Origin of the sequence: Dyella amyloliquefaciens, from assembly GCF_004296575.1 — a bacterium.
GTDB lineage: Bacteria > Pseudomonadota > Gammaproteobacteria > Xanthomonadales > Rhodanobacteraceae > Dyella > Dyella amyloliquefaciens.
In genome coordinates this window covers 387,009-409,717 of record NZ_SAYT01000002.1, presented here as the reverse complement: position 1 = coordinate 409,717, position 22,709 = coordinate 387,009, and the positions used below count along the sequence as shown (strand labels likewise).

The 22,709-nt window shown below is 65.4% G+C and carries 19 protein-coding genes; 9 read left to right on the top strand and 10 right to left on the bottom strand.

Features of this window, described 5'->3' with window-relative positions; genetic code table 11:
* Nucleotide 1: 1 nt before the first annotated feature.
* The 7 genes from EPB08_RS06335 to EPB08_RS06305 all read left to right on the top strand — a co-directional run bounded on the left by EPB08_RS06335 (nucleotide 2) and on the right by EPB08_RS06305 (nucleotide 8,143).
* Nucleotides 2–781 carry a P-loop NTPase family protein gene (locus tag EPB08_RS06335; RefSeq protein WP_229238236.1) on the top strand — a complete coding sequence of 260 codons (780 nt, stop codon included), beginning with the start codon at nucleotides 2–4 and terminating at the stop codon, nucleotides 779–781.
* Between the two features lie 63 nt (nucleotides 782–844).
* On the top strand, nucleotides 845–2,188 hold the full coding sequence (locus tag EPB08_RS06330; protein ID WP_130618224.1) for an outer membrane beta-barrel protein: 1,344 nt from the start codon (nucleotides 845–847) through the stop codon (nucleotides 2,186–2,188).
* Nucleotides 2,185–2,958, top strand: a complete 774-nt coding sequence (locus EPB08_RS06325; RefSeq protein ID WP_165418423.1) for a serine aminopeptidase domain-containing protein — start codon at nucleotides 2,185–2,187, stop codon at nucleotides 2,956–2,958. The genes EPB08_RS06330 and EPB08_RS06325 overlap by 4 nt, the downstream gene beginning before the upstream one ends.
* On the top strand, nucleotides 2,958–3,776 hold the full coding sequence (locus EPB08_RS06320) for an alpha/beta hydrolase family protein (protein ID WP_130618222.1): 819 nt from the start codon (nucleotides 2,958–2,960) through the stop codon (nucleotides 3,774–3,776). The genes EPB08_RS06325 and EPB08_RS06320 overlap by 1 nt, the downstream gene beginning before the upstream one ends.
* Before the next feature lie 5 nt (nucleotides 3,777–3,781).
* Nucleotides 3,782–4,786 carry a UDP-glucose 4-epimerase GalE gene (galE, locus tag EPB08_RS06315; protein ID WP_130618221.1) on the top strand — a complete coding sequence of 335 codons (1,005 nt, stop codon included), beginning with the start codon at nucleotides 3,782–3,784 and terminating at the stop codon, nucleotides 4,784–4,786.
* Nucleotides 4,787–4,848: 62 nt separating this feature from the next.
* Nucleotides 4,849–6,549: an AGE family epimerase/isomerase gene (locus EPB08_RS06310; protein WP_205746294.1), complete on the top strand. Its 1,701-nt coding sequence runs from the start codon at nucleotides 4,849–4,851 to the stop codon at nucleotides 6,547–6,549.
* Between the two features lie 46 nt (nucleotides 6,550–6,595).
* Nucleotides 6,596–8,143 (top strand): oligosaccharide flippase family protein, encoded by a 1,548-nt coding sequence (locus EPB08_RS06305; RefSeq protein ID WP_130618220.1) that lies wholly within the window; start codon nucleotides 6,596–6,598, stop codon nucleotides 8,141–8,143.
* On the opposite strand, the gene EPB08_RS06300 is transcribed toward EPB08_RS06305, so the two are convergent.
* Genes EPB08_RS06300 through EPB08_RS06285 form a run of 4 tightly spaced genes read right to left on the bottom strand, consistent with a single transcriptional unit; the run spans nucleotide 8,140 to nucleotide 11,738 of the window.
* On the bottom strand, nucleotides 8,140–8,892 hold the full coding sequence (locus EPB08_RS06300) for a glycosyltransferase family 2 protein (RefSeq protein ID WP_130618219.1): 753 nt from the start codon (nucleotides 8,890–8,892) through the stop codon (nucleotides 8,140–8,142). The genes EPB08_RS06305 and EPB08_RS06300 overlap by 4 nt on opposite strands.
* On the bottom strand, nucleotides 8,889–9,830 hold the full coding sequence (locus EPB08_RS06295) for a class I SAM-dependent methyltransferase (protein ID WP_130618218.1): 942 nt from the start codon (nucleotides 9,828–9,830) through the stop codon (nucleotides 8,889–8,891). Before EPB08_RS06295 ends, EPB08_RS06300 begins: the two co-directional genes overlap by 4 nt.
* A 5-nt stretch (nucleotides 9,831–9,835) precedes the next feature.
* On the bottom strand, nucleotides 9,836–11,077 hold the full coding sequence (locus EPB08_RS06290) for a hypothetical protein (RefSeq protein ID WP_229238235.1): 1,242 nt from the start codon (nucleotides 11,075–11,077) through the stop codon (nucleotides 9,836–9,838).
* Nucleotides 11,078–11,105: 28 nt separating this feature from the next.
* Entirely contained in the window at nucleotides 11,106–11,738 is a 633-nt protein-coding gene (locus EPB08_RS06285; protein ID WP_130618217.1) for a polysaccharide deacetylase family protein, read from the bottom strand.
* Between the two features lie 448 nt (nucleotides 11,739–12,186).
* Between EPB08_RS06285 and EPB08_RS06280 the strand changes: the two genes are divergently transcribed.
* Together EPB08_RS06280 and EPB08_RS06275 are read left to right on the top strand one after the other, a co-directional pair.
* Nucleotides 12,187–13,377 (top strand): glycosyltransferase, encoded by a 1,191-nt coding sequence (locus EPB08_RS06280; protein WP_130618216.1) that lies wholly within the window; start codon nucleotides 12,187–12,189, stop codon nucleotides 13,375–13,377.
* A complete protein-coding gene (locus EPB08_RS06275; RefSeq protein ID WP_130618215.1) occupies nucleotides 13,374–15,479 on the top strand; it encodes an NAD-dependent epimerase/dehydratase family protein in 2,106 nt (701 codons plus the stop codon). Before EPB08_RS06280 ends, EPB08_RS06275 begins: the two co-directional genes overlap by 4 nt.
* Nucleotides 15,480–15,486: 7 nt before the next feature.
* On the opposite strand, the gene EPB08_RS06270 is transcribed toward EPB08_RS06275, so the two are convergent.
* From EPB08_RS06270 to EPB08_RS06245, 6 genes are read right to left on the bottom strand one after another with little or no spacing between them, the layout of a single operon-like run.
* A complete protein-coding gene (locus tag EPB08_RS06270) occupies nucleotides 15,487–16,668 on the bottom strand; it encodes a glycosyltransferase family 4 protein (RefSeq protein WP_130618214.1) in 1,182 nt (393 codons plus the stop codon).
* A complete protein-coding gene (gene pelF, locus EPB08_RS06265) occupies nucleotides 16,659–17,780 on the bottom strand; it encodes a GT4 family glycosyltransferase PelF (RefSeq protein ID WP_130618213.1) in 1,122 nt (373 codons plus the stop codon). The genes EPB08_RS06270 and pelF overlap by 10 nt, the downstream gene beginning before the upstream one ends.
* Entirely contained in the window at nucleotides 17,780–19,138 is a 1,359-nt protein-coding gene (locus EPB08_RS06260) for a phenylacetate--CoA ligase family protein (protein ID WP_130618212.1), read from the bottom strand. The genes pelF and EPB08_RS06260 overlap by 1 nt, the downstream gene beginning before the upstream one ends.
* Before the next feature lie 58 nt (nucleotides 19,139–19,196).
* Nucleotides 19,197–20,462, bottom strand: coding sequence for an O-antigen ligase family protein (locus EPB08_RS06255; RefSeq protein ID WP_130618211.1), 1,266 nt, complete (start codon nucleotides 20,460–20,462; stop codon nucleotides 19,197–19,199).
* Nucleotides 20,450–21,562, bottom strand: a complete 1,113-nt coding sequence (locus EPB08_RS06250; protein WP_130618210.1) for a polysaccharide deacetylase family protein — start codon at nucleotides 21,560–21,562, stop codon at nucleotides 20,450–20,452. The genes EPB08_RS06255 and EPB08_RS06250 overlap by 13 nt, the downstream gene beginning before the upstream one ends.
* The gene (locus EPB08_RS06245) at nucleotides 21,556–22,686 is read right to left on the bottom strand and encodes a glycosyltransferase family 2 protein (protein WP_229238234.1); all 1,131 of its coding nucleotides are present in this window, start codon (nucleotides 22,684–22,686) and stop codon (nucleotides 21,556–21,558) included. The genes EPB08_RS06250 and EPB08_RS06245 overlap by 7 nt, the downstream gene beginning before the upstream one ends.
* Between the last annotated feature and the right edge of the window lie 23 nt (nucleotides 22,687–22,709).

Here is a 22,709-nt window from a genome sequence, read left to right as displayed (position 1 = left end):
CATGAACAACATTGACGACGACGACATGTCCGACCGTATCAGCGAAGTGCTCTCGGCTGCCGCACACAGTATGGAAATGCGCAAGTCCTCGAGCCAGTCCATCGCGCGCATGCACGAGCACGGAGGTGCGCTTGCACCCGTCCAGCTCGAGCAGCGGCGGATGATCCATCGCGAAGAGTCCGTGCGGCAGCAGGCGGATGCGTTCCGCGAGATCCGCACGCGCCTGCTGGCCATGGCCGGGCAGCACAATTTCGTGACGCTGGTGGTGGCGGTCAGCCCGCGCTCCGGTGGCAGCTTCGTGGCACGCAACCTGGCGGCTGCGTTCGCCTTCGACGAGGCGAAGACGAGCCTGCTGATCGATTGCAACGTGCGTTATCCAAGCCAGCACAAGGCGATGGGCATCGAGCCAACGCGCGGTGGGCTCACCGATCTGATGGATCACCCGGCGATCGGGGTGGAGTCCATCCTCTATCAAACCGGCGTGCCGCACCTGCGCTTCATTCCAGCCGGTAGCGCGCGAGAGAGTGGCAGTGAGTACTTCACGTCCTTCCGCATGCGCACCGTGATCGATTCGCTGCGCTCGCGCTATGCGGATCGTTATCTGTTCCTCGATGGCCCGGCCATCAAGGGCGCGCCGGACGCGAGGATTCTCGCTGACCTCGCCGATTTCGTGGTGGTGGTGGCCGGCTACGGCAAGGACACGCCGGGGGCGATCAGTCAGGCCCTCACGCATTTCGAACCGAGCAAGCTCGCAGGTGTCGTGTTCAACCAGTCGCAGTAGGTAGGGACAGCGCGCCGGGCCGATGGCCTGGCGTCATTGGGGATCAGGGCCAGAGGACTGCACATGCCGGCTTTCAGCAAGCTCGCTCGCGCCACCATGCTCGCGTTCGTTGCCGTGCCCGGCATGTCCTTTGCGGGGACGTTCGGTTATTCCCTGTTCGGCAGCTTCGAGCACAGCGACAACATCGCGCTTACTACCAGCAATCCCACCAGTACCAACATCTTCATTCCTGGAGTCAACTTCGCCTACCAGGAGCTGGGTTCTACGCTGCAGGCCAACGTGGTCGGCACGCTGGAGTACCTCGACTACACCAACAGCCAATACGACAGCCAGACGCGAACGACGCTCACGGCACAGGCGAACTGGTCGATCATGCCGCAGCGCCTGGACTTCACGATCGAGGACGACGCCGGCATTCAACCGGTGGACACCCTGGCCAGCAACGCGCCGGACAACCAGCAGCAGACCAACGTGCTGGCGCTGGGCCCCGTGCTTCGCTTCCACTTCAACGAAGCCACGCGCGGCGAGGCCGAGCTCAAGTACTTCAACAGCTATGCGTCCAAGGTGGACGACTTCGACTCGTCGCGCGGGCTCGGTGCGTTCCGCGTGATCCGTGACGTGAGCCCGACCACGCAGGTTTCGCTGAACGCGGAAGCCCAGCGAGTGGATTTCCGGAACAACACGACCGGGTCCGATTACACGCGAAGCTCGCTCTACGGGCACTACGTGCACACGCTTCGCGACTTCGACGTGGATGCGCTGCTCGGCTGGACGTATATCGACTTCAGCAACGAACCCGGCGCATCCAAGCCGATGGCGCGCGTCACGTTGGGCTGGCGGCCGAGCGTCGACAACAGTTTCAGCGTGACCGGTGTCTACCAGTATTCGGATGCCGCACAGGACATGCTGTTGCAGCCGGGTCAGCAGATCGTCGACAGCATGACCAATGTGCCGAGCAATCCGCTCGATCTGATCAATGACCCGACGCGTGGCATCAATACGGGATCGATGGTCATCGATTCGCAGGTTTACCTGGATCGCAGCGTTGAGGCGACCTACAGCTATCACGCCGACCGCCTGTCGGTGACCATCGCGCCGCTGTATCGCGAGTTGTCTTATCTCAATGGTCCGACGTTCGACCAGACCGAGCGTAGCGGCGCTTTCAGCCTGGACTACAAGCTCCGTCCCACCCTGTTCCTGTCGGGATTCCTCAATGTCGACCATATCGACTACCACTCGATTGATCGCACGGACAGGGACTACCGCTTCGGCGCCGCCCTGAGCCATCAGTTCACTCAGCAATGGAGCTGGCGCCTGTCGTATACGCGGCAGCTTCGCAACAGCAGCGTCGTGGACCAGAGCTATCACGAGAACGAGTACATGCTGGCCGTGGTATTCCACAGATGAAAGCCCGCATCGAAGCCGACCTGCCGTTCTACTTCGGCCCCGGAAGGGAGCTGTTCGGCTTCTATCACCCGGCGCCCGCATACAACGGCACGGCGGTCGTGTTGTGCCCTCCTTTGGGAGCGGAGCAGATCCGCTGTCATCGCCTCTATCGGCAAATGGCCCATGGCCTGGCCGACGGCGGATTCCCGGTGCTGCGTTTCGATTACTACGGCACGGGTGATTCGGCGGGGGGCAGCCGCGACGTCGACTGGCAGCGCTGCGTCATGGATGTGGCGACGGCGGCGACGGAATTGCGTGCGCGCAGCGGGGCGCAGCGCATCCTGGCATTTGGCGCGCGGCTCGGCGCGAATGCGGCGCTGGAGTCCATCACGGCAGGGCTTGCCGGCGTGGTGGTATGGGACGTGGTTCACGATGGCGGCGCGCTCGTACGCGATCTCGATCGCATGCAGGAAGCATTGAAGGTCGACCTGAATCGATTCGACCGCGCGCGCCCCGAGCTGGACGTACGCATGGAGTGGCAGGGCTTCGAAACCACCGAGCGCCTGCGCGCGCAGCTGGCCGGCCTGCGTCTTGCCGGAGCCCAGGGGACGGTGGCCTGGCTCGCTTCGGCGGGTTCCGCGGCGGAGGCGGGCCAGGCCGCCTGGCTGGGGCATTCGGTGGAATCGGTCGACGTAGCGCCTGGCTGGGACGATCTGGACCGACTGGAGATGGCGATTCTCTCGCACCCCCTGATCGATGCCGCGAAACGTCACCTGCGGGAGATGGCGTGATGCACGAGCAGGCTTTCCGTTTTGGCGGCGCGCGACACCTGGTCGGTGTCGTCGGATTGCCGCAAGTGATCGACAACCGCGTGGGCGTGATCCTGCTCAACGCGGGCATGGTGTATCGCATCGGTCCGTTCCGCCTCCATGTGGACCTGGCTCGCCGACTCAATGAACTGGGCTATCCGACACTGCGCTTCGACCAGTCCACCGTGGGCGACAGCGGTGCGAGCGGCAAGTTGCTGGCGCGTCCCGAGCAAGTGGTGGCGGACGTTCGTGATGCGATGGATTTGCTGCATCAGCAGACCGGTTGCCAAAGATTCGTGCTGTTCGGGCTCTGCTCGGGGGCGCAGAACGCGCACTCGGCCGCCTATGCCGAGCCGCGCGTGGTCGGTGCGTTCTTTCTCGATGGCTACGGCCATCGCACGTTGGGCCAGCGCCTGCGCCATTACCTGCCGCGCCTGGCGAAAGCGTCGGTGTGGAAGCAGTGGATCACCCGCAAGCGCGGGCCGGCCGGACCACGGGCGCCTGAGCCGGCGTTCGTCGTCGAGCCGTTGCCGGGCAAGGTGGTTGGCAGCCAGCTCGCCAGCATGCTGGCGCGTGGACTCAAGCTCGATTTTGTCTACAGCGGCGGGGTATCGCGTTACTTCAACCACATCCGCCAGTTCCGGGAGTGCTTCGGTCGACTGGCCGACGATCCCGGCGTGAGCGTCAGCTACTTCCAGGAAGCCGATCACACCTACGTACTCAGCGGCGACCGCCAGCGACTGCTCGATCACGTCGCGCAGTGGATGGGGCGCCACTTTCCCGTTACTCGACCAGGGTAGTGCTTATGCGCAAGGTACTCGTCACCGGCGGCGCCGGTTACATAGGGAGTCATGTCGTGCAGCAGCTGGCGGCGCGCGGCGAGTCGGTGGTGGTGATCGACAACCTCAGCACGGGCTTCCGCGAGGCGGTGCAGGACGCCGAACTCGTGGTGGGCAACGTCGGCGACATGAGCCTGGTGACGTCCGTGCTGCGCGGCTGCGGCATCGATGCGGTCATGCATTTCGCGGCGCACACCGTGGTGCCGGAGTCGGTGAGCGATCCGCTCAAGTACTACGGCAACAACACCTGCAACACGCGCAACCTGCTGGCAGCCTGCGCCGAGGCGGGCGTCGGCCAGTTCATCTTCTCCTCGACGGCGGCGGTCTATGGCCTGACCGAGCACGGCGTGGCCGATGAAGACACGCCAACACACCCGGTCAATCCGTACGGCACGTCCAAGCTGATGTCGGAGAACATGCTCACCGACTACTGCGCCACGGGGCGCATGCGGCACGTGATCCTGCGCTACTTCAACGTGGCAGGCTGCGATCCCCGGGGGCGTATTGGCCACTCCGCTCCCACGGCGACCCTGCTGATCAAGGCCGCCTGCGAGCATGCGGTGGGCAAGCGGGAGTCGCTGGCGATCTACGGCACTGACTATGACACCCCGGATGGCACCGGCATTCGGGATTACATCCATGTGGACGACCTGGCGGCCGCCCATCTGCGCGCGCTAGACCACCTGCGTTTCGGCGGTGCCTCACTGACACTCAATTGTGGCTATGGCCACGGCTACAGCGTGCGCGAAGTGCTGGACTCGGTGGAGCGTGTTGGTGGGCAACCGCTCAACATCGTCGAGATGCCGCGCCGCGAGGGCGACCTTGCCAAGCTCATCGCGTGCAGCGATCGCCTCAAGCAGGTGCTGGACTGGCATCCGCAGTACGACGACCTCGACTTCATCGTGCGCACGGCCCTGTTGTGGGAGCGGAAGCTCGTGAGCCAGCGCATGCCGTTGTCGTCGGTGGCGTGATGAAAGCGCAGGCATCAGGTGTTTCCCTGGTCCGGAGTATCCCGGATGGGAGAGGGTCCTTTATGCGAACCATGCTGGTCATGCTCGGATGGGTATGCGTGGCCTGCGTGGCGCATGGCATGCCCCGTCATCCGCAAGCCAGCGCGGCCGCGCCCAAGCAGTCGAGCCAGCCGGCGGCCTCCGCGGCGCCGGCGGATACGAGCGCCGAGCAGCGCATCGTCGTGCACCGTAATGTCGGCGATGGCCCGGAGGTACGCGTGTCGGTCGGCATTCCGTTCCCGCCCTCGGGACTGGGTGACGCAAAGCTGTTGCGGATCCTCGACGCGAAGGGCGAAGAAGTACCCTCGCACGTTCAGGTGACCTTGCGCTGGTATGCGCGGGATCAGAGCATCCGCGCCGTGCGGGTCCAGTTCGTCGCCCAATTGCAGGGCGGCGAGGGGACATACTATTTCTCGGTGGGAAAGCCTCGCACACGCGACGCCGACGGGTGGCCGTATACGCAGGAACTGGTCACCGACGCCCAGGGCGTCAAGGTGGCGGCGGCGCTCGCTGCGCTGGAGCCGGCGTGGATGTGCGCATCACTTATCGCCGGGCCACAGGTGCCGGCAGCGAGTGACGAAGCGTATGCGCGCTACGTGTCGACCCAGTTCGAGTGGGCGAAAAAGTTGCCGGTGGACGATTTCTCTGCGTGGCTGTTCGACCGCCCGTCGACGCTGTTCAAGGCCTACGTACGCACGGGCCGCTTCGACTACCTGCAGGCCGCAGACCAGAGCTACCACTTCTACATGCGCTACATAAAGCGCGACGGCCTGCCATTCAGCCCGTTCTGCGCGGGTGGCTGGACGTACGACAAGAAGCCGTGCGACGTGAAGTACGTCTACACCGAGTCGATCCTGCTGGCGCTGGCCTTGACGGGGGACGATAGCGAGCACGATGCCGCGCTGGTCGACAAGATGGTGACGCTGTGGCAGCACGGCGGCTGGGCCGGTACGCCTGGACCGTATGCGAGTCCCGGCGATTTCTTTACCGAGCGGCAGGCGGGCCTTGGATTGCTGGCGACGGTCAACGCGTACGAGCTGACTGGCGATCTCCGCTATCTACGCGACACCCGCGAACGCGTGGACTGGCTCTATGACCACCAACGGGCCAATCCGGACAAACTGGGCGACGACGGCTCCTGGCGCAACAGCTGGAATCTCCACGAGAACGACGACTGGCATCCCGAGACCGACGTGCGCGGAGCCTCGCCATGGATGAGCGAGAACATCATCGATGGCCTGTGGCACACCTGGCTCGCCACGGGCGACAAGCGCATTCCCGGGATGATCACCGCTTTCGGCCGCTACATGGAGCGCTACGGCTGGATCGACGTGAAGGCCATCAAGGATAACCGCGACTGGCGCAATCCGTGCTCGGGACCTAACGGCCAGATCGCCTGGTACTGGTCGTCTTCGCAGGCTTCGTTCGCGAAACTGGCCGACATCGAGGATTCGGACGGCTGGTACAGCGACGCACACAACGTGGAGCTCGCCATGCCGGTCGCGGCGGCCTACTACTTCGAGACCGACCCCGCACAGAGCGCAGCGTTGAAGCGTCGCCTCGATGCGCTGGAGTCGTCCTACAGCGTCGAGTGCGGGCAGGTCACCGGCACCTTGCGGCGGTTCAACTGGAACAACCGGGGCGCGGGCGTGGCGATGTGGTTTCGCCAGCAACCCGCGGGCAGTGGCGCCACGGCGTCGATGGCGGGCCATGCCATGCCATGAGGCTTGGCGTGAGTGAGGGCAACGGGATGGTCAGGGGCAGGTTTGCATGAGTCGTCGCTTGGCAGCATTACGGAGCATGGCGCTGGTGTCGGCATCCACCTATGTGGAGTACGCGCTGGGCCTGGTCATCAGCGTATGGATCGCGCGTAGCCTCGGACCGGCGGATTTTGGCCGGTACGCCTTCACGGTGTGGCTCTGCGGCTGGTTGCTGACCTGCAGCAACCACGCCTTGACCACGTCGTCCACGAAGTTCATCGCCGAGGCATATGGGGCCGAGACGCCGGAGGTTGCCGCCCATCTGTCGGCGCGACTGATGCGCTACCAGTCACTGAGCTCGGCCATCGTCATCGCGCTGTTCATCGTTGGGGTCGCCATCATCCAGCCCTCCGAATGGAAGGGGCTGACCGTGCCGATCACCGCGCTGGTGTCGATCGCGGTCGTGGCCAAGGCGAACTACAGCCTGCTGGTGGCGATTTCCAAAGGGCAGGAGCACTTCGAGCCGGTGTCGATCGCCACGGTGCTCACCGGTGCGGTGACGTTGACGCTGGTCGCCGTGGCCTCCTGGTTTCATCTCGGGTTGCTGGATTTCATCGCGATCTTCGCCATTTCCTGCCTGACGCTGGGACTGATCAATCGCATCGCCTACCGTCGCTATTGCCTGCCGTTTGCGCCGGGCCCGATTCCCCAGGAGATGGAGTCGCGCATGTCGCGGCACCTGCGGCTGACGGCGGTGCTGATCCTGATCATCGGCCTGAAAACCAATACGGTCGAAGTCTTTCTGCTCAACACCTATGCCAACTCGACGGCGGTCGGTTTCTTCGCGATTGCCGGCACGCTCACCCGCGGTGCGGTGGAGCTGTTTTCGGTGGGCCTGACTTCGACCTTGCTGCCCTACATGGCGCGTGCGTTTGGCCAGAACGGGCAGTCGCAGGCTACGCGGGTGTTGTCCGAGGCCACGCGATTCTATTGGGCGACCGGGTTGATGATCGCAGGTCTGGGCTTCGTCACGACGCCGGGGCTGGTGACCCTGATGTATGGCAACCGCTACGTCGACGCCATTCCCGCCATCGAGGTCACGCTGGTGCTGGCCGGGCTGCTGCTGATCACCAACAGCATCGCCGCCTTCCAGGTGGTAACCGACCGGCAGGGCGACCGGTTGCGTATATCCGGCAGCGCGTTGGTGATCAACGTGGTGCTGGGTTTCGCGCTCATCCCGCATTTCGGCCTGCTCGGCGCCGTGCTGTGCTATGCCGGCACGCGACTGGCGGAACTGCTCATCTGCACGTTCTACATCCGTCGCGTTGCCAGCGCGGGCCTGCCGGTGGTGCCCATGGCGCGCTTGCTGGTGGTTGGACTTGCAGCCACGGGCGCCGGTTGGCTGGTGGCGGATGTGACGCCCGGGCACTTCGCCTTCCTCACGGGCGCCATCGCGTTTTCGGTGGTATTCGTGCCGGCCAGCTTCCTAGTGCGCTACTGGAGCGACGAGGACTTCCGGCTGATGGGCATGATTACCGACAAGCTGGGTCCGCTGGGGCGTGTACTGATGCGTGTGCTCGGCCATCTGCAGGGGCCGGTGCCGCGGGTCAGTCCCTAGACCACGCGCTTCATCACGGCCTGCCACGCGTAGTGGCACATGTGCTGGGACGACGACAGCCAGCCCAGACGGGCCACGTCCCGGTAGATGCGCCACTGCCAGCGCGCGGCGCGCCATTTGTCCGCCGAGACCGAGCCGTCGCGCACCAGGTAGTAGGCGAGGGCGTGGTCGCTGGGCACGCAGGTGGCGCCCCCTGCACGGCGCACCATTTCCAGCCAGAACACATAGTCTTCGTGACCCACCCGGCGGAAGGCTGCGTCGCCGAGGCAGCGGTCGTAGATGCCGGTGAGATTGCCGATGTGGTTGCTGCGAAGCATCTGTTCGTAGCTCACCGCGGCCGGCGGGCGGACATGCGAAAGCAGCCGGCCGTCTTCCGCCACGCGGTCATAGGGGGCGTAGCAGACCAGCGCGCGGCTCTCTTCCATGTGCTGCATCTGCCGTTCGAGCTTGTCCGGATGCCACCCGTCGTCGCTGTCGAGAAAGGCGATATGGGAGCCGCGTGCCGCCGCGACCGCCAGGTTGCGTGCAGCGGCCACGCCGCTGTTCGTTCCGGCGTGGATGACGCGGATGCGTTCGTCGACCGCGGCCAGCGAGTCGACCAGCCCGGCCGTGCCGTCGGTGGAGCAGTCGTCCACGATGACCAGTTCCCACGATGGGTAACTCTGCGACAGCACCGAAAGCACCGCGCTGCGGATGGTTTGGCCGGCGTTGTATGCCGGCATGATGACGCTGACGAGCGACGTGGTCATGTCGCCCACAGCGGCTGCTTGCGCCCGATGAAATCGATCGACGTCACGCACAGTTTTTCGGGTGGGATGTGCGCGAACTGGGGGTGGACGTTCATCTGTGCCAGTTCGGCCAGTCGTTTTTCGCGCGCACACTCGGTGTTGAGCACGATGTCGAAGCCGAGCGCGACGGCGCGCTCGACGAATTCGAAGGCACGCATGCGGTTCTGGTAAAGGAAGGCGTTGTCCCAGCGTCGCCACTCGCGGTCCGAATACTGCAGGTAGTTGAGCTGGTTGATGCGCCGGTCGACATAGGCGTAGTGGTCGCCGCAGTTGACCGAATGGAACATCATGCCCCCTGGCGCGAGTATGCGCAGTGCCTCGCGATAGATGCCGTCCACCGCTTCCGGCAACACGTGTTCCAGCACGCTGTTGGAGAACACGCAATCCAGCTGCTGCGCAGGCAGCGAGGTGCGCGAGGCATCGGCGGGCGCGTCGTAGACCACCACGCCATCCGTTGCGAATCCCACGTCGTCGCTCTCGCGCAGACGGCGCGCCAGTTGTTCCTGCCGATTTCTCACCTCGTCCTCGGGCACGCCGCAGCTGGTCGCGATCAGGCCGACGTGGCGCGCGAGGTTGTCGGCGCAGTCGCGCACCAGTTCAGGCTTGATGTGCCGATTCAGATCGACCGTGATGACCTGTCGTGCGCCACCGAGATAACAGGCGAAGGGGAAAGTGGGGTACCAGCCGCTGCCGATCTCGAACAACCGGGCCCCTGGGACGGGACGGCCGGCCTGATGCAGGTGGCCGACCATCAGGCGCCAATCGTCCATCTTGATATCGAACTCACGGGTGAACCCGCGCAGGCCGCCGAAACGGCGTTGCAGCAGGTAATGCGCGCGCTCCCCGCCGGGTATGTGACCGAGCACTTTCTGCACCAGGCCCTTTGTGCGCCAATGCATCGCAGTCACTCCCGCCCGGCATTGCCGGCGATGGCTTCAGTGAGGGATGGGTCCGGCGCTGTCTGGGCATTCCACTTCGTCACGCCGGGTGGCGGTGGCAGCTCGAAGTCGCGGTAGCGCGCAGGATTGCCTTCCAGGCCGGCTTCGGCTGCCTTGATGATGTTGTACATCTCGCGGGCGGTGACGTAGTGGAGCACGTGGCGCTCGCCGTCGTTGTAGTGGCGCTCCAGGTGCGCATGCATGGCGTGGGCCGGGGCGCCCAGCAAGGTGTCCATGTCGCGCTCCTGGGTGCCGTGCGTGTGGATCTTCACGAAGACCCAATCCGGGCGGCCTTCGACATGGATGCCGGTACGTATCCATGCATCCACCCGCTCGGGCGTCGGCGGGCAGCTGTGCCGCACATCGGCGTTCTCGATGCGCGGCATGATGCCCTTGCGCCGGCGCTTCCAGTCCAGTCCCAGCGGTCCCTGCACGATCATCAGGTCGCCACTGGCCTGGCCGCCGACCGTTACCGCTACGCCGGTGTCGTGCGACTTGGGGCAGCAGGGGTCGTCGGTGGCGTAGTAGATCGCGTTGATCGTGCGCGTCTGAGTCTCGCTGGGCGCGGAGGGCAGGGTGAAGTCCGCATAGCAGCCCAGTTCGCGCAGCAGGATCAGTTCGTTGTTGAGTCCGCACCAGCGGCCATCGGCGCGCGAGTTGTCCAGCGACCAGTTGCCGTGGATGAAGCCGAAGCGGAGTTGTCCCGTGCGCGGATCGCGGGACAGCGCACCATGCCGCGCATGCAGCAGTTCGTTGAAGCGCGAGATGGTGGCGCGGAAGTTTTCGGGCGTGTCGTTGTCGTGGTGCAGGTGGATCTCGATCTCGCCATAGCCCTTGGCGCAGAGGTCGGCGATCTTTTCCAGATGCTCGGGCAGGTATTCCTCTTCCGGGTAGAAGAAGCTGTGCTGCGGTGGGCGGCCGTCCGCGTCCTGATGCTGCGACGCCATGGCGGGGTAGTCGCGGTGCCAGCGATCGACCCGGCGCCGCTGTGTTTCCAGGTCGACGCGACCCCAGGCGGGTTCGTAATGGTCGACGAAGCAGAACATCACGTGCACCGGGCCGGCAACCGCGGGCGGCCTGCGGCGTCGCAGGTAGCTGCCCAGCCATACCTGCATGTTGCGCGAGCGGATGGCCAGCCAGGCCACTGTGCACAGCGCCGCCGCAAGCGTGGCAGCGACTAGCAGCGCGATAAGCATGGGCTGGATCATGAAGGTACCCCTGTGGCTGCCGCGTCGTTCATGCGGGCAGCGCAGGAAAGGTGAAGCCGTTTTGCTTCCATTCGGGCAGCAGCTCCTCGAGCATGTGGCGCGAGCAATCGCTGTCGTCGTGCATCAGCATTACGTCACCGGCGCGTGGCGGTTCGGCGCGCAGGCGTGCGGCCAGTTCTTCCGGCTTGCGACCCTGGTAGTCCAGCGTGTCGTACGACCAGTAGGCGAGGTTTCGGCGATTCAGCGCGAAGCGCAGCGCCAGTGCGGGTGAGAACACCCCGCGCGGCGGACGGAAGCGGTGATGGCGACGCCCGTCGAAGCCGTGCAGTACCTGGTCGGTGCGCTGGACTTCATGCCATTGCTCGCGGTGCGAGAGCGCGTGGAACTGGGGATGCGTGTACGAATGATTGCCCAGGCTGTGGCCGTCCTCGACGATGCGCCATACCAGGGACGGATGCCGTTCTGCTTCGCGACCGATCAGGAAGAACGTGGCCTTGGCGCCATGTTGCTTCAGCAGCTCGAGCAGGGCCGGCGTGTGCGCGGGGTTCGGGCCATCGTCGAAAGTCAGGTACAACGCTTTCGCGGAATGCGGACCGCGGGTGGAAATCACCGCGTCCGGAAACCATTCCAGCATTCGCATCTTCTTGGGTCGAAAAGTCATGATGACGGCTCGCGCGAAGGACGCCTGGCGCGACGGATCCATTCCGAGTTCCCCCTGATCCGTCTTCGGACGGCGCATTCGTTCACGCGTCGTCCGTCACATGCTCACTGTGTCCTGTTGCGCGCCCGATATCCATTGGCACATAGGCAGTGTGGGCATGCCACCGACAGGCTATGACAAACGGCCGATGTGCCGGTGAATATGCGCGCCGTGTCACGGGATTTGGCAGGTCTGGTTCCGGATTCGCGGCGAGTGCCTTGGCAATTCGACGGATGGGAGCGCCCTGGCCGTTCCGATAGGCTCGTTGTGCCTGCTTACAGGCAGCGAGAACCCCGGACGAAGCACCGATGGGCCTGCCGCGCAGCGCGGCAGCCAGTGCTTCCCGGGACAAACCGGACAGGGGACGGAACATGGTGGTTCCGCATCGGCCCCTCGCGCGGGAGGGGGCATGCTAGGGCAGTACGGGGTCGTCTATTTCGGCAATGACTGGTATGCGGAAAACCGCACCAGCAGCCATCACGTGGCCATTCGCCTGGCGGCCACCATGCCGGTGCTCTACGTGGACTCGCCGGGCATGCGTGCGCCTCAAGCGAGCGGGCGGGATGTGCGCCGCGCCTTCCGCAAGATTCGCGAGGCCTTGCGCACGCCGCGCCGCGTCGACGACAACCTGTGGCACTGCACCGTGCCGCAGCTGCCGTTCCGACGGATTCCCGGGGTCAGCCTGTTCAACCGCCTGTTCGGGCAGTGGGCACTGCGTCGTGCGATGCGCGTGCTCGGCGCGAGGCAGCGCATATCCTGGTTCGTGACGCCGCATCCGGGGTTCCTCGCCAAGCGACTCGGCGAAGCCTTCTGCGTGTACTACTGCATCGACGACTATGCAGCGCATCCTGGTGTCGATGCCGAAGTCATCGCGGCCAGCGATCTGGCACTGACGCGCAAGGCCGACATGGTGTTCGTGGCGCCGCCGTCGCTGCTGGCGGCCAAGCGGGCGTTGAATGCCAATACGCATTTTTCGCCGCATGGCGTGGATGCGAAGATGTTTGCGCAGGCCTCCGAGGCGGCGACCGTCATTCCGGCTGCGGGGCGCGACCTTCCTCATCCGGTCGTGGGCTACTTCGGCTCGATCCACGAATGGATCGACGTGGAACTGATCGCCTGGCTGGCACACGCGCGACCGCAATGGACGTTCCTGCTCGTGGGGTACGCGGCGATCAAGGTGCCCGAACTCGCTGCACTGCCGAATGTCGTGCTCGCCGGAGCGCAGCCCTACGCTTCGCTTCCTGCGTGGGCCAAGGCATTCGATGCGGCGATCATTCCCTACCGGCGCAACCGCCAGGTGGAGAACGCCAACCCGCTCAAGCTGCGCGAGTATCTTGCGACGGGCAAGCCGATCGTCGCGGTGGGCAATGCGGAAATCGCGCGCTTCGCGTCGGTGGTACGTATTGCCGAGGGACGTGAGGACTTCCTGGCCGGCCTGGAACAGGTCCTGGCCGATGGTCCGGAACAAGGCGCCGCCGAGCGCATGGCGGCCGTGGCCGACCAGACCTGGGACCGTCGCGTCGAGGACGTGCTGAGCGAAGTTGCCACATCCATCGCCGCGGCGGACATGACTTTTGCTGATCGTCGGGTATCGGAATGAACGCACCTGTAAGAGGCAAGCTGCGCATCGGCATCGTGGGTGCCGGTTATGTGGCGCGCTATCACATCGAAGCATTGCAGCGGCTGGACTTCGTGGAGATCGTAGGCATCTGCGACCTCGACCTGGAGGCGGCGCGCAAGCTGGCGGCGAGCTTCAAGCTCGATCTCGCCACCGCGGACATGGACGAACTGGGCGCGCGCAAGCCGCACGCGATCCATGTGCTCACGCCGCCGTCCAGCCATTGCGCGTTGAGCCTGCGTGCGCTGGACATGGGCTGCCATGTATTCGTCGAGAAGCCGATGGCGGAATCCGTTGCCGAATGCGACGCGATGATTGCCCGAGCACAGGAACGCGGGCTGGTGCTGTCGGTCGACCATTCGGACCTGTTCGACCCGATGGTGATGCGTGCGCGCGAGCTGGTGAAGTCCGGTGCCTGCGGTGACGTCGTTGCCGTGGACATCTGGCGCAGTTCCGACTACGCGCCCTACGGCGGCGGCCCGCTGCCGGCGATGGTGGCGCAGGGTTCCTACCCGTTCCGCGATCTTGGCGTGCATGGCCTTTACACGCTGGAAGCCTTCCTGGGCGACCTGCAGCGCGTGGACATCCGCTTTCGCTCTACGGGCCGATCCAGCACCTTGAAGTTCGACGAGTGGCAGGCCACCGCAGAAGGCGAGCGCGGCACAGGTCGCGTGATGCTGTCGTGGAACGTGCGGCCAATGATGAATCGGCTGGTGGTGCAGGGGACGCGCGGCGTGATCGAGGCCGATCGTTTCCTGCAGGTTTGCCACGTGCGGCGCGTACGGCCCGGGCCGAAGTTCATCGGCATCGTGGCTGGCGCATTCTTCGGCGCCTTGCGCGACGTGTTCCGGGTTCCGTGGAACGTCGTGCGATTTGCGACGGGCATGCTGCGTCCTTCGCCGGGCATCCAGGCGGGCGCGGAGGCTTTCGCGCGCGCGCTGCACGAGGGCACGCCGCCGCCGGTCAGCGCGGAAGACGGACGTCGTCCCATTGCATGGATGGAAGAGGCTTGCCAGCGGGCGGACGCGGAACGGAAGCAGGAGTTGGCCGATCGGTTCGGTACCCTGGAGCCGGTCGATGCCCTGGTGACGGGCGCATCCGGTTTCCTCGGGCGCGCATTGCTGGCGGCGTTGCGGCGCAGCGGGCAGCGCGTGCGGGTGCTGGTGCGTCGACCCGATCCGAGGCTGGCATCGTTGGTGCAGCAAGTGGTGATCGGCGACCTGGGCGATCCACGCATCGTGGACCAAGCCGTGCAGGGCGCGCGCACGGTTTATCACGTGGGCGCCGCGATGAGCGGTGGTCCGCGCGAATTCGAGGCAGCAACGGTGTGGGGCACGCGCAACGTGGTCGATGCCTGCCTGCGGCACGGCACCCAGCGCCTGGTGTATGTCAGTTCGATGAGCGTGCTCGATCACGCGGGGCGCGACCCATGGATGGCGATCCACGAGAGTTCGGCGCTGGAGCCCTATCCGGAGCGGCGCGGCAGCTATACGCAGACCAAGCTGGTCGCGGAGAACTACGTGCGCGACGCCATTCGCGAACGGGGACTGCCTGCGGTGGTGGTCCGTCCCGGCCAGATCGTGGGGCCGGGCTCGGAAATCACCACGCCCAACGGCACCCTGGCGATTGCCGGCCGCTGGATCGCGGTTGGTTCGGCCTCGCAGACCTTGCCGCTGGTGTACCTGGACGACGTGGTGGATGCCCTGTTGCTGGCAGCCTGCGCGCCGGCCGCGAGTGGCCGGCTGGTGCACGTCGTTGATCCCGCCATCGTGACGCAGGGTGAATACCTCGCCCGCGTGTCGCGCAAGCGCGGCAAAGAACTGCGCCTGACACGCTGGCCCAAGAGTTTGCTGCTGGCCTTGGCGCTGGGTGTGGAAGCGCTGGGCAAGCTGCTTGGTCGCAACGTTCCTTTGACCCGCTACCGCGTGAATTCGCTGCGCCCGCTGGCCAACTTCGACCAGAGCGTGGTTCGCGATGTGCTGGGCTGGGAGCCGCGCGTAGGCCTGAAGCGCGGCATGGACATCATGTTCGCCGACCAGGCCCTCGCGCCCGGCGTCATCGTGTCACCGACGCCGGACAAATAGGCGGGGCTCAGGGCGAGGAGTAGTCCACCACGTCTGCGCGCGTCATCGCCGCGGCCTGGAGGATGCCACCCAGTTGACGGATGTTTTCATCCCAGCGGAACCGGCTGGCATGGGCGGCGATGCGCTCGGCGTCCCACGACTCGGCCAGGGCCGCGACCAGCGCGGAGCGCAGTGCGACGCGGTCGCGGACCGGGACCAGGATGCCGGCATGATCGGGCAGGACTTCGGGAATGCCTCCCACGCGCGTGGCCACCACCGGCGTACCGCAGGCCATCGCTTCCAGTACCACGTTGGGTACGCCCTCGTTGTGGCTGGGCAGGCAGAGCAGGTCCGCCGCGCGGAACCAGTCGCCCAGGGCGAAGTGCTCGATGGCGCCGAGCAGTTGCACGCGGTCGGCACAGCCCAGCGCGGCCGCTCGCTGCAACAGGGCATCCTTGCAGGGACCGGTGCCGATGAAGAGCAGGCGCGTATCGGGACGGGTCGACAGCACGTGGGGGAAGGTCTCGATCAGGTCGAGGCAACCCTTGCTGTCCTTGAGATTGCCCACGTAGAGCAGCAGGCGTTCGTTCTGTGGAAGCTTCAGCCGCTCGCGCGCCTCGCTTCGTGGGCCGGGCGAGAACAGGTTCTGCTCCACGCCGTTGTAGAGCACATGCACGCGCGACGGCTCCGCGCCCAGCGCCACGGCCTTGTCGGCCAATGCCTGGCTGACCGCCACCACGGCCTGTGCGCCCTGCAGCGCGTAGCGGATCTGTGGGCGCAGCAATGCTTGTTCCGCCTTCACGTTGAGGTCGGTGCCATGCACCTTTACGACATAGGGGACGCCCAGTCGTCGCGCCAGCCAGCTTGCCGCCGCCGCATCGGGATAAGCCCAGCTCACCAGCATGCAGTCGGGGTTGGCGTGGCGCAGCCGGCGGAACTTCTGGGCCAGCAGCGACAGCAGCCAGCACACGCCATGCAGCGAACGGCCGATCAAAGGGGGGTAGAAGAATATGAAGTGATCGGTGCGCAGGTCGGATAGCCGCAGCGGCGAGCGTTCGCGCGTGAAGCGCTCACGGAAATCCACGGCGGTCAGCACATCCACGTCGTGATGCTTGCCGAGCCGCTCGAACTGCTGGCGATTGAACGCACTGCGCAACGGATCCCACGGTGTGGGAAACAGGTTGGTCAGCACGAGAATCTTCAGGCGCATGCGTGCTGCTCCGCGTCCTGGTAAAGGCGTTGATAGCGATCGGCCATGGCCTCGATGGAAGCGTGGTGCTCCACCCAGGCGCGGGCTGCCTGTCCGAAGGCGCTGGCGCGTTGCGGGTCCTGCAATAACGAAAGCATGCGCTGTGCCAGGGCGTCCGGATTGCCCGCCTCCACCAGCAGGCCGGTGTGGCCGTCGCGAATGATCTCGCCGTTGCCGCCGACGTCGGTGGCGACGATGGGCAGTGCCACGGCGCATGCTTCCAGCAGGGCCATGGAATAGCCTTCGCTCACCGAGGAAAGCACGAACAGGTCCAACCCCCGCAGCAGTTCGCGCACATCGTTGCGGTCGCCCAGGAAATGCACGGCGTCGCGTACGCCTTCGGCGAGCGCGCAGTGTTCGAGATCGTTGCGCAGCTCGCCATCGCCGATGAGCACCAGCGCGGCTTCGGGGTGTTGCCGGTACACCTGGCGGAATGCGCGGATGAGCCCGGCCTGGTCCTTGGTCCAGTTGAGACGGCCGACATTGCCGATCAGCCGGGCGCGGCGATCCAGTCCCAGCAGGGTCAGCAGGCGCTCGCGCATGTCCGTCGAGGCGGGCGTGAAGCGGTCCACCGCGATGCCGTTGGGCACCACGCGCGTGATGGAGGAGGGCAGCATGCCTTTCTCCACGCCGTTTCGCCGCGCGGCTTCGCAGACGGTAACCACCATGTCCGTGCGTAGCAGCGAGCGTCGATACAGCCACTCCTTGCGTCCGGTACGCTGCCCCGCACCCATGCCGTGGCGCGTATTGAGCACGCGCAGCACGTCCAGGCCGCAGGCGGCGAGCACGGACTGATAGTGCGCCACCGCGTTGTGCGTGTGCAGGATGTCGGTGTCGTGCCGATCGATGGCGCGGCGCGCTCGGGCCAGCGCGCGCAGGTCCAGCCCTGGTCCCTTGTTGCAGGCCACCACGGGAATCCCTACCGCATCGAGCTCATGCGCCAATGCGCCGGCTTCGTACAGGCAAACCACCTGGCAATGATGGCCCTGGCGCTGCTGCAGGCGCACCAGGTCGAGCACCATGCGCTCCAGGCCGCCGCGATTGAGATTCTCCACGACGTGCGTGATGTTCATCAGGCCAGTTCCGACAGCGTGACGCGGTGCTTGCCGCTACGGGTAAGCGGGATGTCGTCGACGAAGTGGCACTCCAGCGCGACCTGATGGCCCAGCACCCTGGCCGTTTCGCGGCGGATGTAGGCCAGCGAGTCGTCGTTGAAGTCTTCCCCGCGAACGATGGACAGCTCCAGTCGGTCGAGCTGGCGCTGCACCAGCTGGAAGCGCGAAAGCCCGCGCACATCCTTGAGCATGTGCGGAAAGAATTCGCCCGGAAGGATGCGGCCGTCCGACGTGCGGATGGCATCCAGTACGCGCCCGTCGATACGGCCCAGCAACGGCAAGCCACGGCCGCAGGGGCAGCTGTGTTCCGATGGACTGCTGGCCAGGTCGCCGTTGAGGTAGCGGATGAAGGGCATGCCGTAATTCGACAGATCAGTGATGGCGACCTCTCCGGTGCCGTGCCTTACCGGCGCGCCATGCGCGCCAAGCAGTTCGACCACGAGATGGTCGGCATTCACGTGCAGGCGATGGTGATGGTCGCATTCGGAGGCGACCAGCATGAATTCGCGGCAGCCGTAGGTGTTGTACACCGGGCAACCGAATGCCTGGCTGATCACATCGCGCTGGAACGGATGCAGCGCCTCGGCGGCGCCGATCACCGATTCGGGGCGATACACGCGGCGACCGGTCTCCACCATCCACTGAGCCAGCTGTACCAACGCCCCAACGTAGCCCACGATGATGTCCGGCCGATAGCGGTCGATGGTGTCCGCATAGTCCGCGAGGTTGGACTCGGTCATCTCGAAGCTGTTGAGCATCCGGCGCGCGAACATCGCGTTGTAGAGACGATCCTTGAGCTGGTGCGTCGCCCCCGGGTTGCCCACGGCGCCGGCCCACAGATAGATCGTGCGACGTCCGGGCCGCGAACCGGCCCAGCCGTAACCCCGCCACATCACCGCCATGCGGCGGTTGTAGCTATCGCGCGTATAGCCGAGTTCCAGTGGCTCGCCGGTGGAGCCGCCGGTGCGCTTGAACAGCAGCCGGTTGCGCCACGACGAAGCCTGCAGGTCCTGGAAATTCTCGCGGATGTCGGCCTTGGTCAGGGTCGGCAGGCGCGCGTAGTCGTCGAGGTTGCGGATATCGCCGGGCGTGATGCCAAGCTCGCGCCAGCGCCGCTGGTAATAGGGCACCTCGCGATAGCAATGCTCGAGCAGCGACTTGAGACGGCTGAACTGCAACTCGGCGATGGCGCCGGGCGACATCCATTGGTCCCGTTCGTACCTGGCCTGCCAGGACAGCGTGTCCCGTCGCCTCAGGCCGCTTTCATAGGCGGGATACAGTACCTTGCGAAAAGCCGATTCGTACCAGCCACTCATGACACAACATCGCTGTGGGGAACGCCGGTACGGCGCATTGCGATGGAACGGCACTTCGTCATCCTGACGTCCTCAATAATATGGTTACCAGCACGAACAAGCCTGCAATGCTGCCGATGGCGGCGGGAATCCAGCGACCGCCACTTTCGGAAACAGCGAGCGAAGGCAGGCCATCGATTCGCTGGCGGGCGCCGACGTAGAAGCCGGTGACGATGGCCAGCACGAAATACAGCACGATCATGTAGCTGCGGCTCAGGAAGAACGCGCAGACGAACATGCCGCACAGCGAGAGCAGCAAGGTGAGCGCGAGCGGGCGCTCCTCCTGCCAGAGCTCGAACCGCTCGGGATCGGCGACGGCATCGGGCTTCAGGCGCAGCACCGCGGCAACCATCCAGAAGCTGTAGCCGATCAGCGCGAGCCAAACCAGGTACCCGATGAAGCCGGTTTCGGCCAGCACCAGCACGAACGAGTTGTGCGCGGTGAGCGGGTTGTAGTCGGTGAAGTTGCCCGGGCCGACACCCAGCAGCGGATGCGAGGTGAACATGTGCAGGCCTTCGTACCATGCATCGACGCGGCCGTTCGCCGACTCCTCGCCCGCATCGAGTTCCTGCATGCGCGACGACAGCATCTTCATCACGGTCAGGCCGAGGAGGCCGAGGATGCCGGCAACCACCATGCCGCGCCGATACCAGATATAGGCACCGATCACCACGAGCACGCCGAGCATCGCGCCGCGGGAGTTGGTGAGATACACGCCGTACAACAGCAGGCCGATGCACCCCAACCAGAAAAGCTTGCCCAGCGCGCGGGCGCGGTGGCACAGCAGGCCGGCCATCGGAAACACCGACACGAACAACATGCCCAGGTCGTTGGGATCGTTGAAGATGCCGACGTACTGGATGCGGCCGTCCTCGCCGATGGGTATGCCACTCCAGCCGATGCCGGTACGCGCCTGGCCGACGCCGTGCAATGCGAGGATGGTCGCGCAGACCACCATCACCCCCATCAGGATGCGGATGCGCCGTTGCGTGGTGCATGCCGAGGCGATGATGAAGAACGCCAGCACGATGGGGCCGAACTTGCCGAGCTGGTCCTTGATGCCGCCGAACCAGCCGTTGGCGACCTCCGAGATCATCATCACCACGAAAAATGCCGGCAGCAGCAGGAACTGGGGCGCGGACGGCACGCGCGCACCCGACGCCAGCCACGCGGCGAAGGAGAGCGCCAGCGAGATGGGAAGCACGGGCACGCCCATCAGCGCCGGAAAATATTCCTGTGGCCTGACGATCACCAGCACCACATAGACGATGATCAGTGGGAACATGACGGCGCGTCTTCCGGCGAGGCCAGATGGGCCGGCGTGGGGTGGTTGATCAGGCCAGGCATGGTCAGCATGGCGGCAAACCAGCGCTTGCCGATGTAGCGCTCCACCGCCAGGCGATAGAGCCAGTAGCGGTTCTCCGCGGGCTGCGGGTTGGTGCCGCTGATGTAGCTGCAGGCGACGTCGAAGCCGGCGTTGCGGGTGACGTCGATCACCTGGCGGTCGAACGCACGATTGCTGCCCACCGGGTAGGACATCAGCAGCGGCATCGGACCCAGTTCGCGCAGGAGCGCGTACTTCGATTCGTTCACTTCCCGCTCCAGCTCCGCCAGCGGCAGCTTGGACAGCATCCAGTGGTTCACGCCATGCGAGCCGATCTCCAGGCCCGCGGCATGCATCTCACGCAGCTGGTCCCAGGTCATCGGGCGGCAATCCGCGGGCACGGCGGCATCCGACGGCATGTTCCATTCCCTTTCCAGGCGTCGGATCATGTCGGCCTGGGCGAGCGCGCTGATCTCCTTCATGTGATTGAGCACGCTGGTCGCCAGGGCGCGACGGGCCGCACGCCCCACCGGCATGGGCAGGTCCATGCCCAGCTCCGGCAGCTCGAGTCGTGCCGCGTTGGTCATCAGGATCATGTGCACCAGCCAGTCGTAGGCGTAGGGGCGCCCGCTGTCGATGTGGCCGGTGGATACGAAGAACGTCGCCGGAATGCCCAGTTCCTGCAGGATCGGAAAAGCGATGTGGTAGTTGTCGTCGTAGCCGTCGTCGAAGGTGATCACCACCGCGTCCGGCGGCAGCGCGTGGCCCGCGTTGATGGCCGCGGCGACGTCGGTGAGCCGCATGGGGCGGTAGCGTTCCTTCACCAGCAGCATCTGTTCGCGGAAGCCTTCCGGCGTCGCGCTGATCAGCTCCAGATCGAAGTCGTAGCTGTCGGGATCCGGCAGCGGCATCACCCGGTGGTAGGCAAGGATGCGCAGGTCCTTCTGCAGCCACGAACGTACGCGCTGAAGCGGGCTGAGCAGTCCGGTGCTGTAGCAGAACTCGCCCAGTTTCTCGCGGATGCCGGTGGGCTTCGCGTCGTGCGGCAACTCGCTCACCATGGATGCTCCCCTCGGCTGCGGGCGAAGGCGATCGAAGCCTGCGCCGCGTATAGATTGAAATAGAAGAACGCCAGCATCAGGCGCACCGGCAGCCAGCGTCCGGCATGCGGACGGATGCGCTCCATCGGCACCGCTGCCAGGCTCAGCAGCAACGCCGCCAGCACGGCCGCATAGGCCTGGTGGTAACGCGCCAGGTAGGCGGACGACAGCAACAGCGACAACAGCAGCCAGGGCGCCAGCAACCTCAGCGCCTTGTGGCTGACGAACTGGAACCACAGCGGGTTGCGCGCGGGCGACAGCAGCCACGGCGCCAGTTCCATCAACTGGAAGCAGCCGATGCTGGCGTGCAGGCGCCGGGGTTGTTCGGCCGAGGGCTCCTGGGCGGGCTCGCCCCACATCACCGCGTGCGGTTCGAGCACGACCCGATGGCCTGCCGCCGCGACGCGCATGGGCACCAGCACGTCATCGAGGAGCGTGTCAGGTGGCAGGGGCTGGAACAGTTCCCTGCGCATGACATACAGCGCGCTGCTCGCGCCGATGGTTGAGGCGCAGCGGCTCTCCTGTTCGCGGATGAACTTTTCGTAGCGCCAGTAGGCGCTCACGCCGTGCGCGAAGGCACTGCGCACGTTCTCCAGCTCCAGGCCACCGCTGGCGACGCCTACGCGTGGATCACCCAGGTTCGCTACCAGCTCGCGCAAAGCCAGCGGCGAAAGCTTGTGCTGCACGTCGGTCATCAACAGCACTTCGCCACGTGCCGTGGCGATGGCGTCGTTGAGGCACAAGGCCTTGCCGCGCGGGACGGGAAACTCCAGGACTCGCGCGCGAGGGTCGTGCGAATGGCGGACCAGTGCGGCCGTGCGGTCCTTGCAGCCATCGCAGGCGACGATGATCTCGATGTACTCCGGCGGATAGTCCAGTACGCGCAGGTTCTTCAGTTTGGAACGGATGTGCCGCACGCCATCGCGGACCACGATGATCACGGAGACCGTCGGAAGGTAGGACTGCTTGCGCACCGGCTTCGGCAGCACGTGCGCCCACAGCCACATCAGAAGCGGATAGCCCACGAAGATGTAGAGCAGCGTCCAGAAGCTGCCCCAGCACACGAGGTAGGCAATCGTAGTCATGCTGGCGTCCCCCGAGTGCTCAT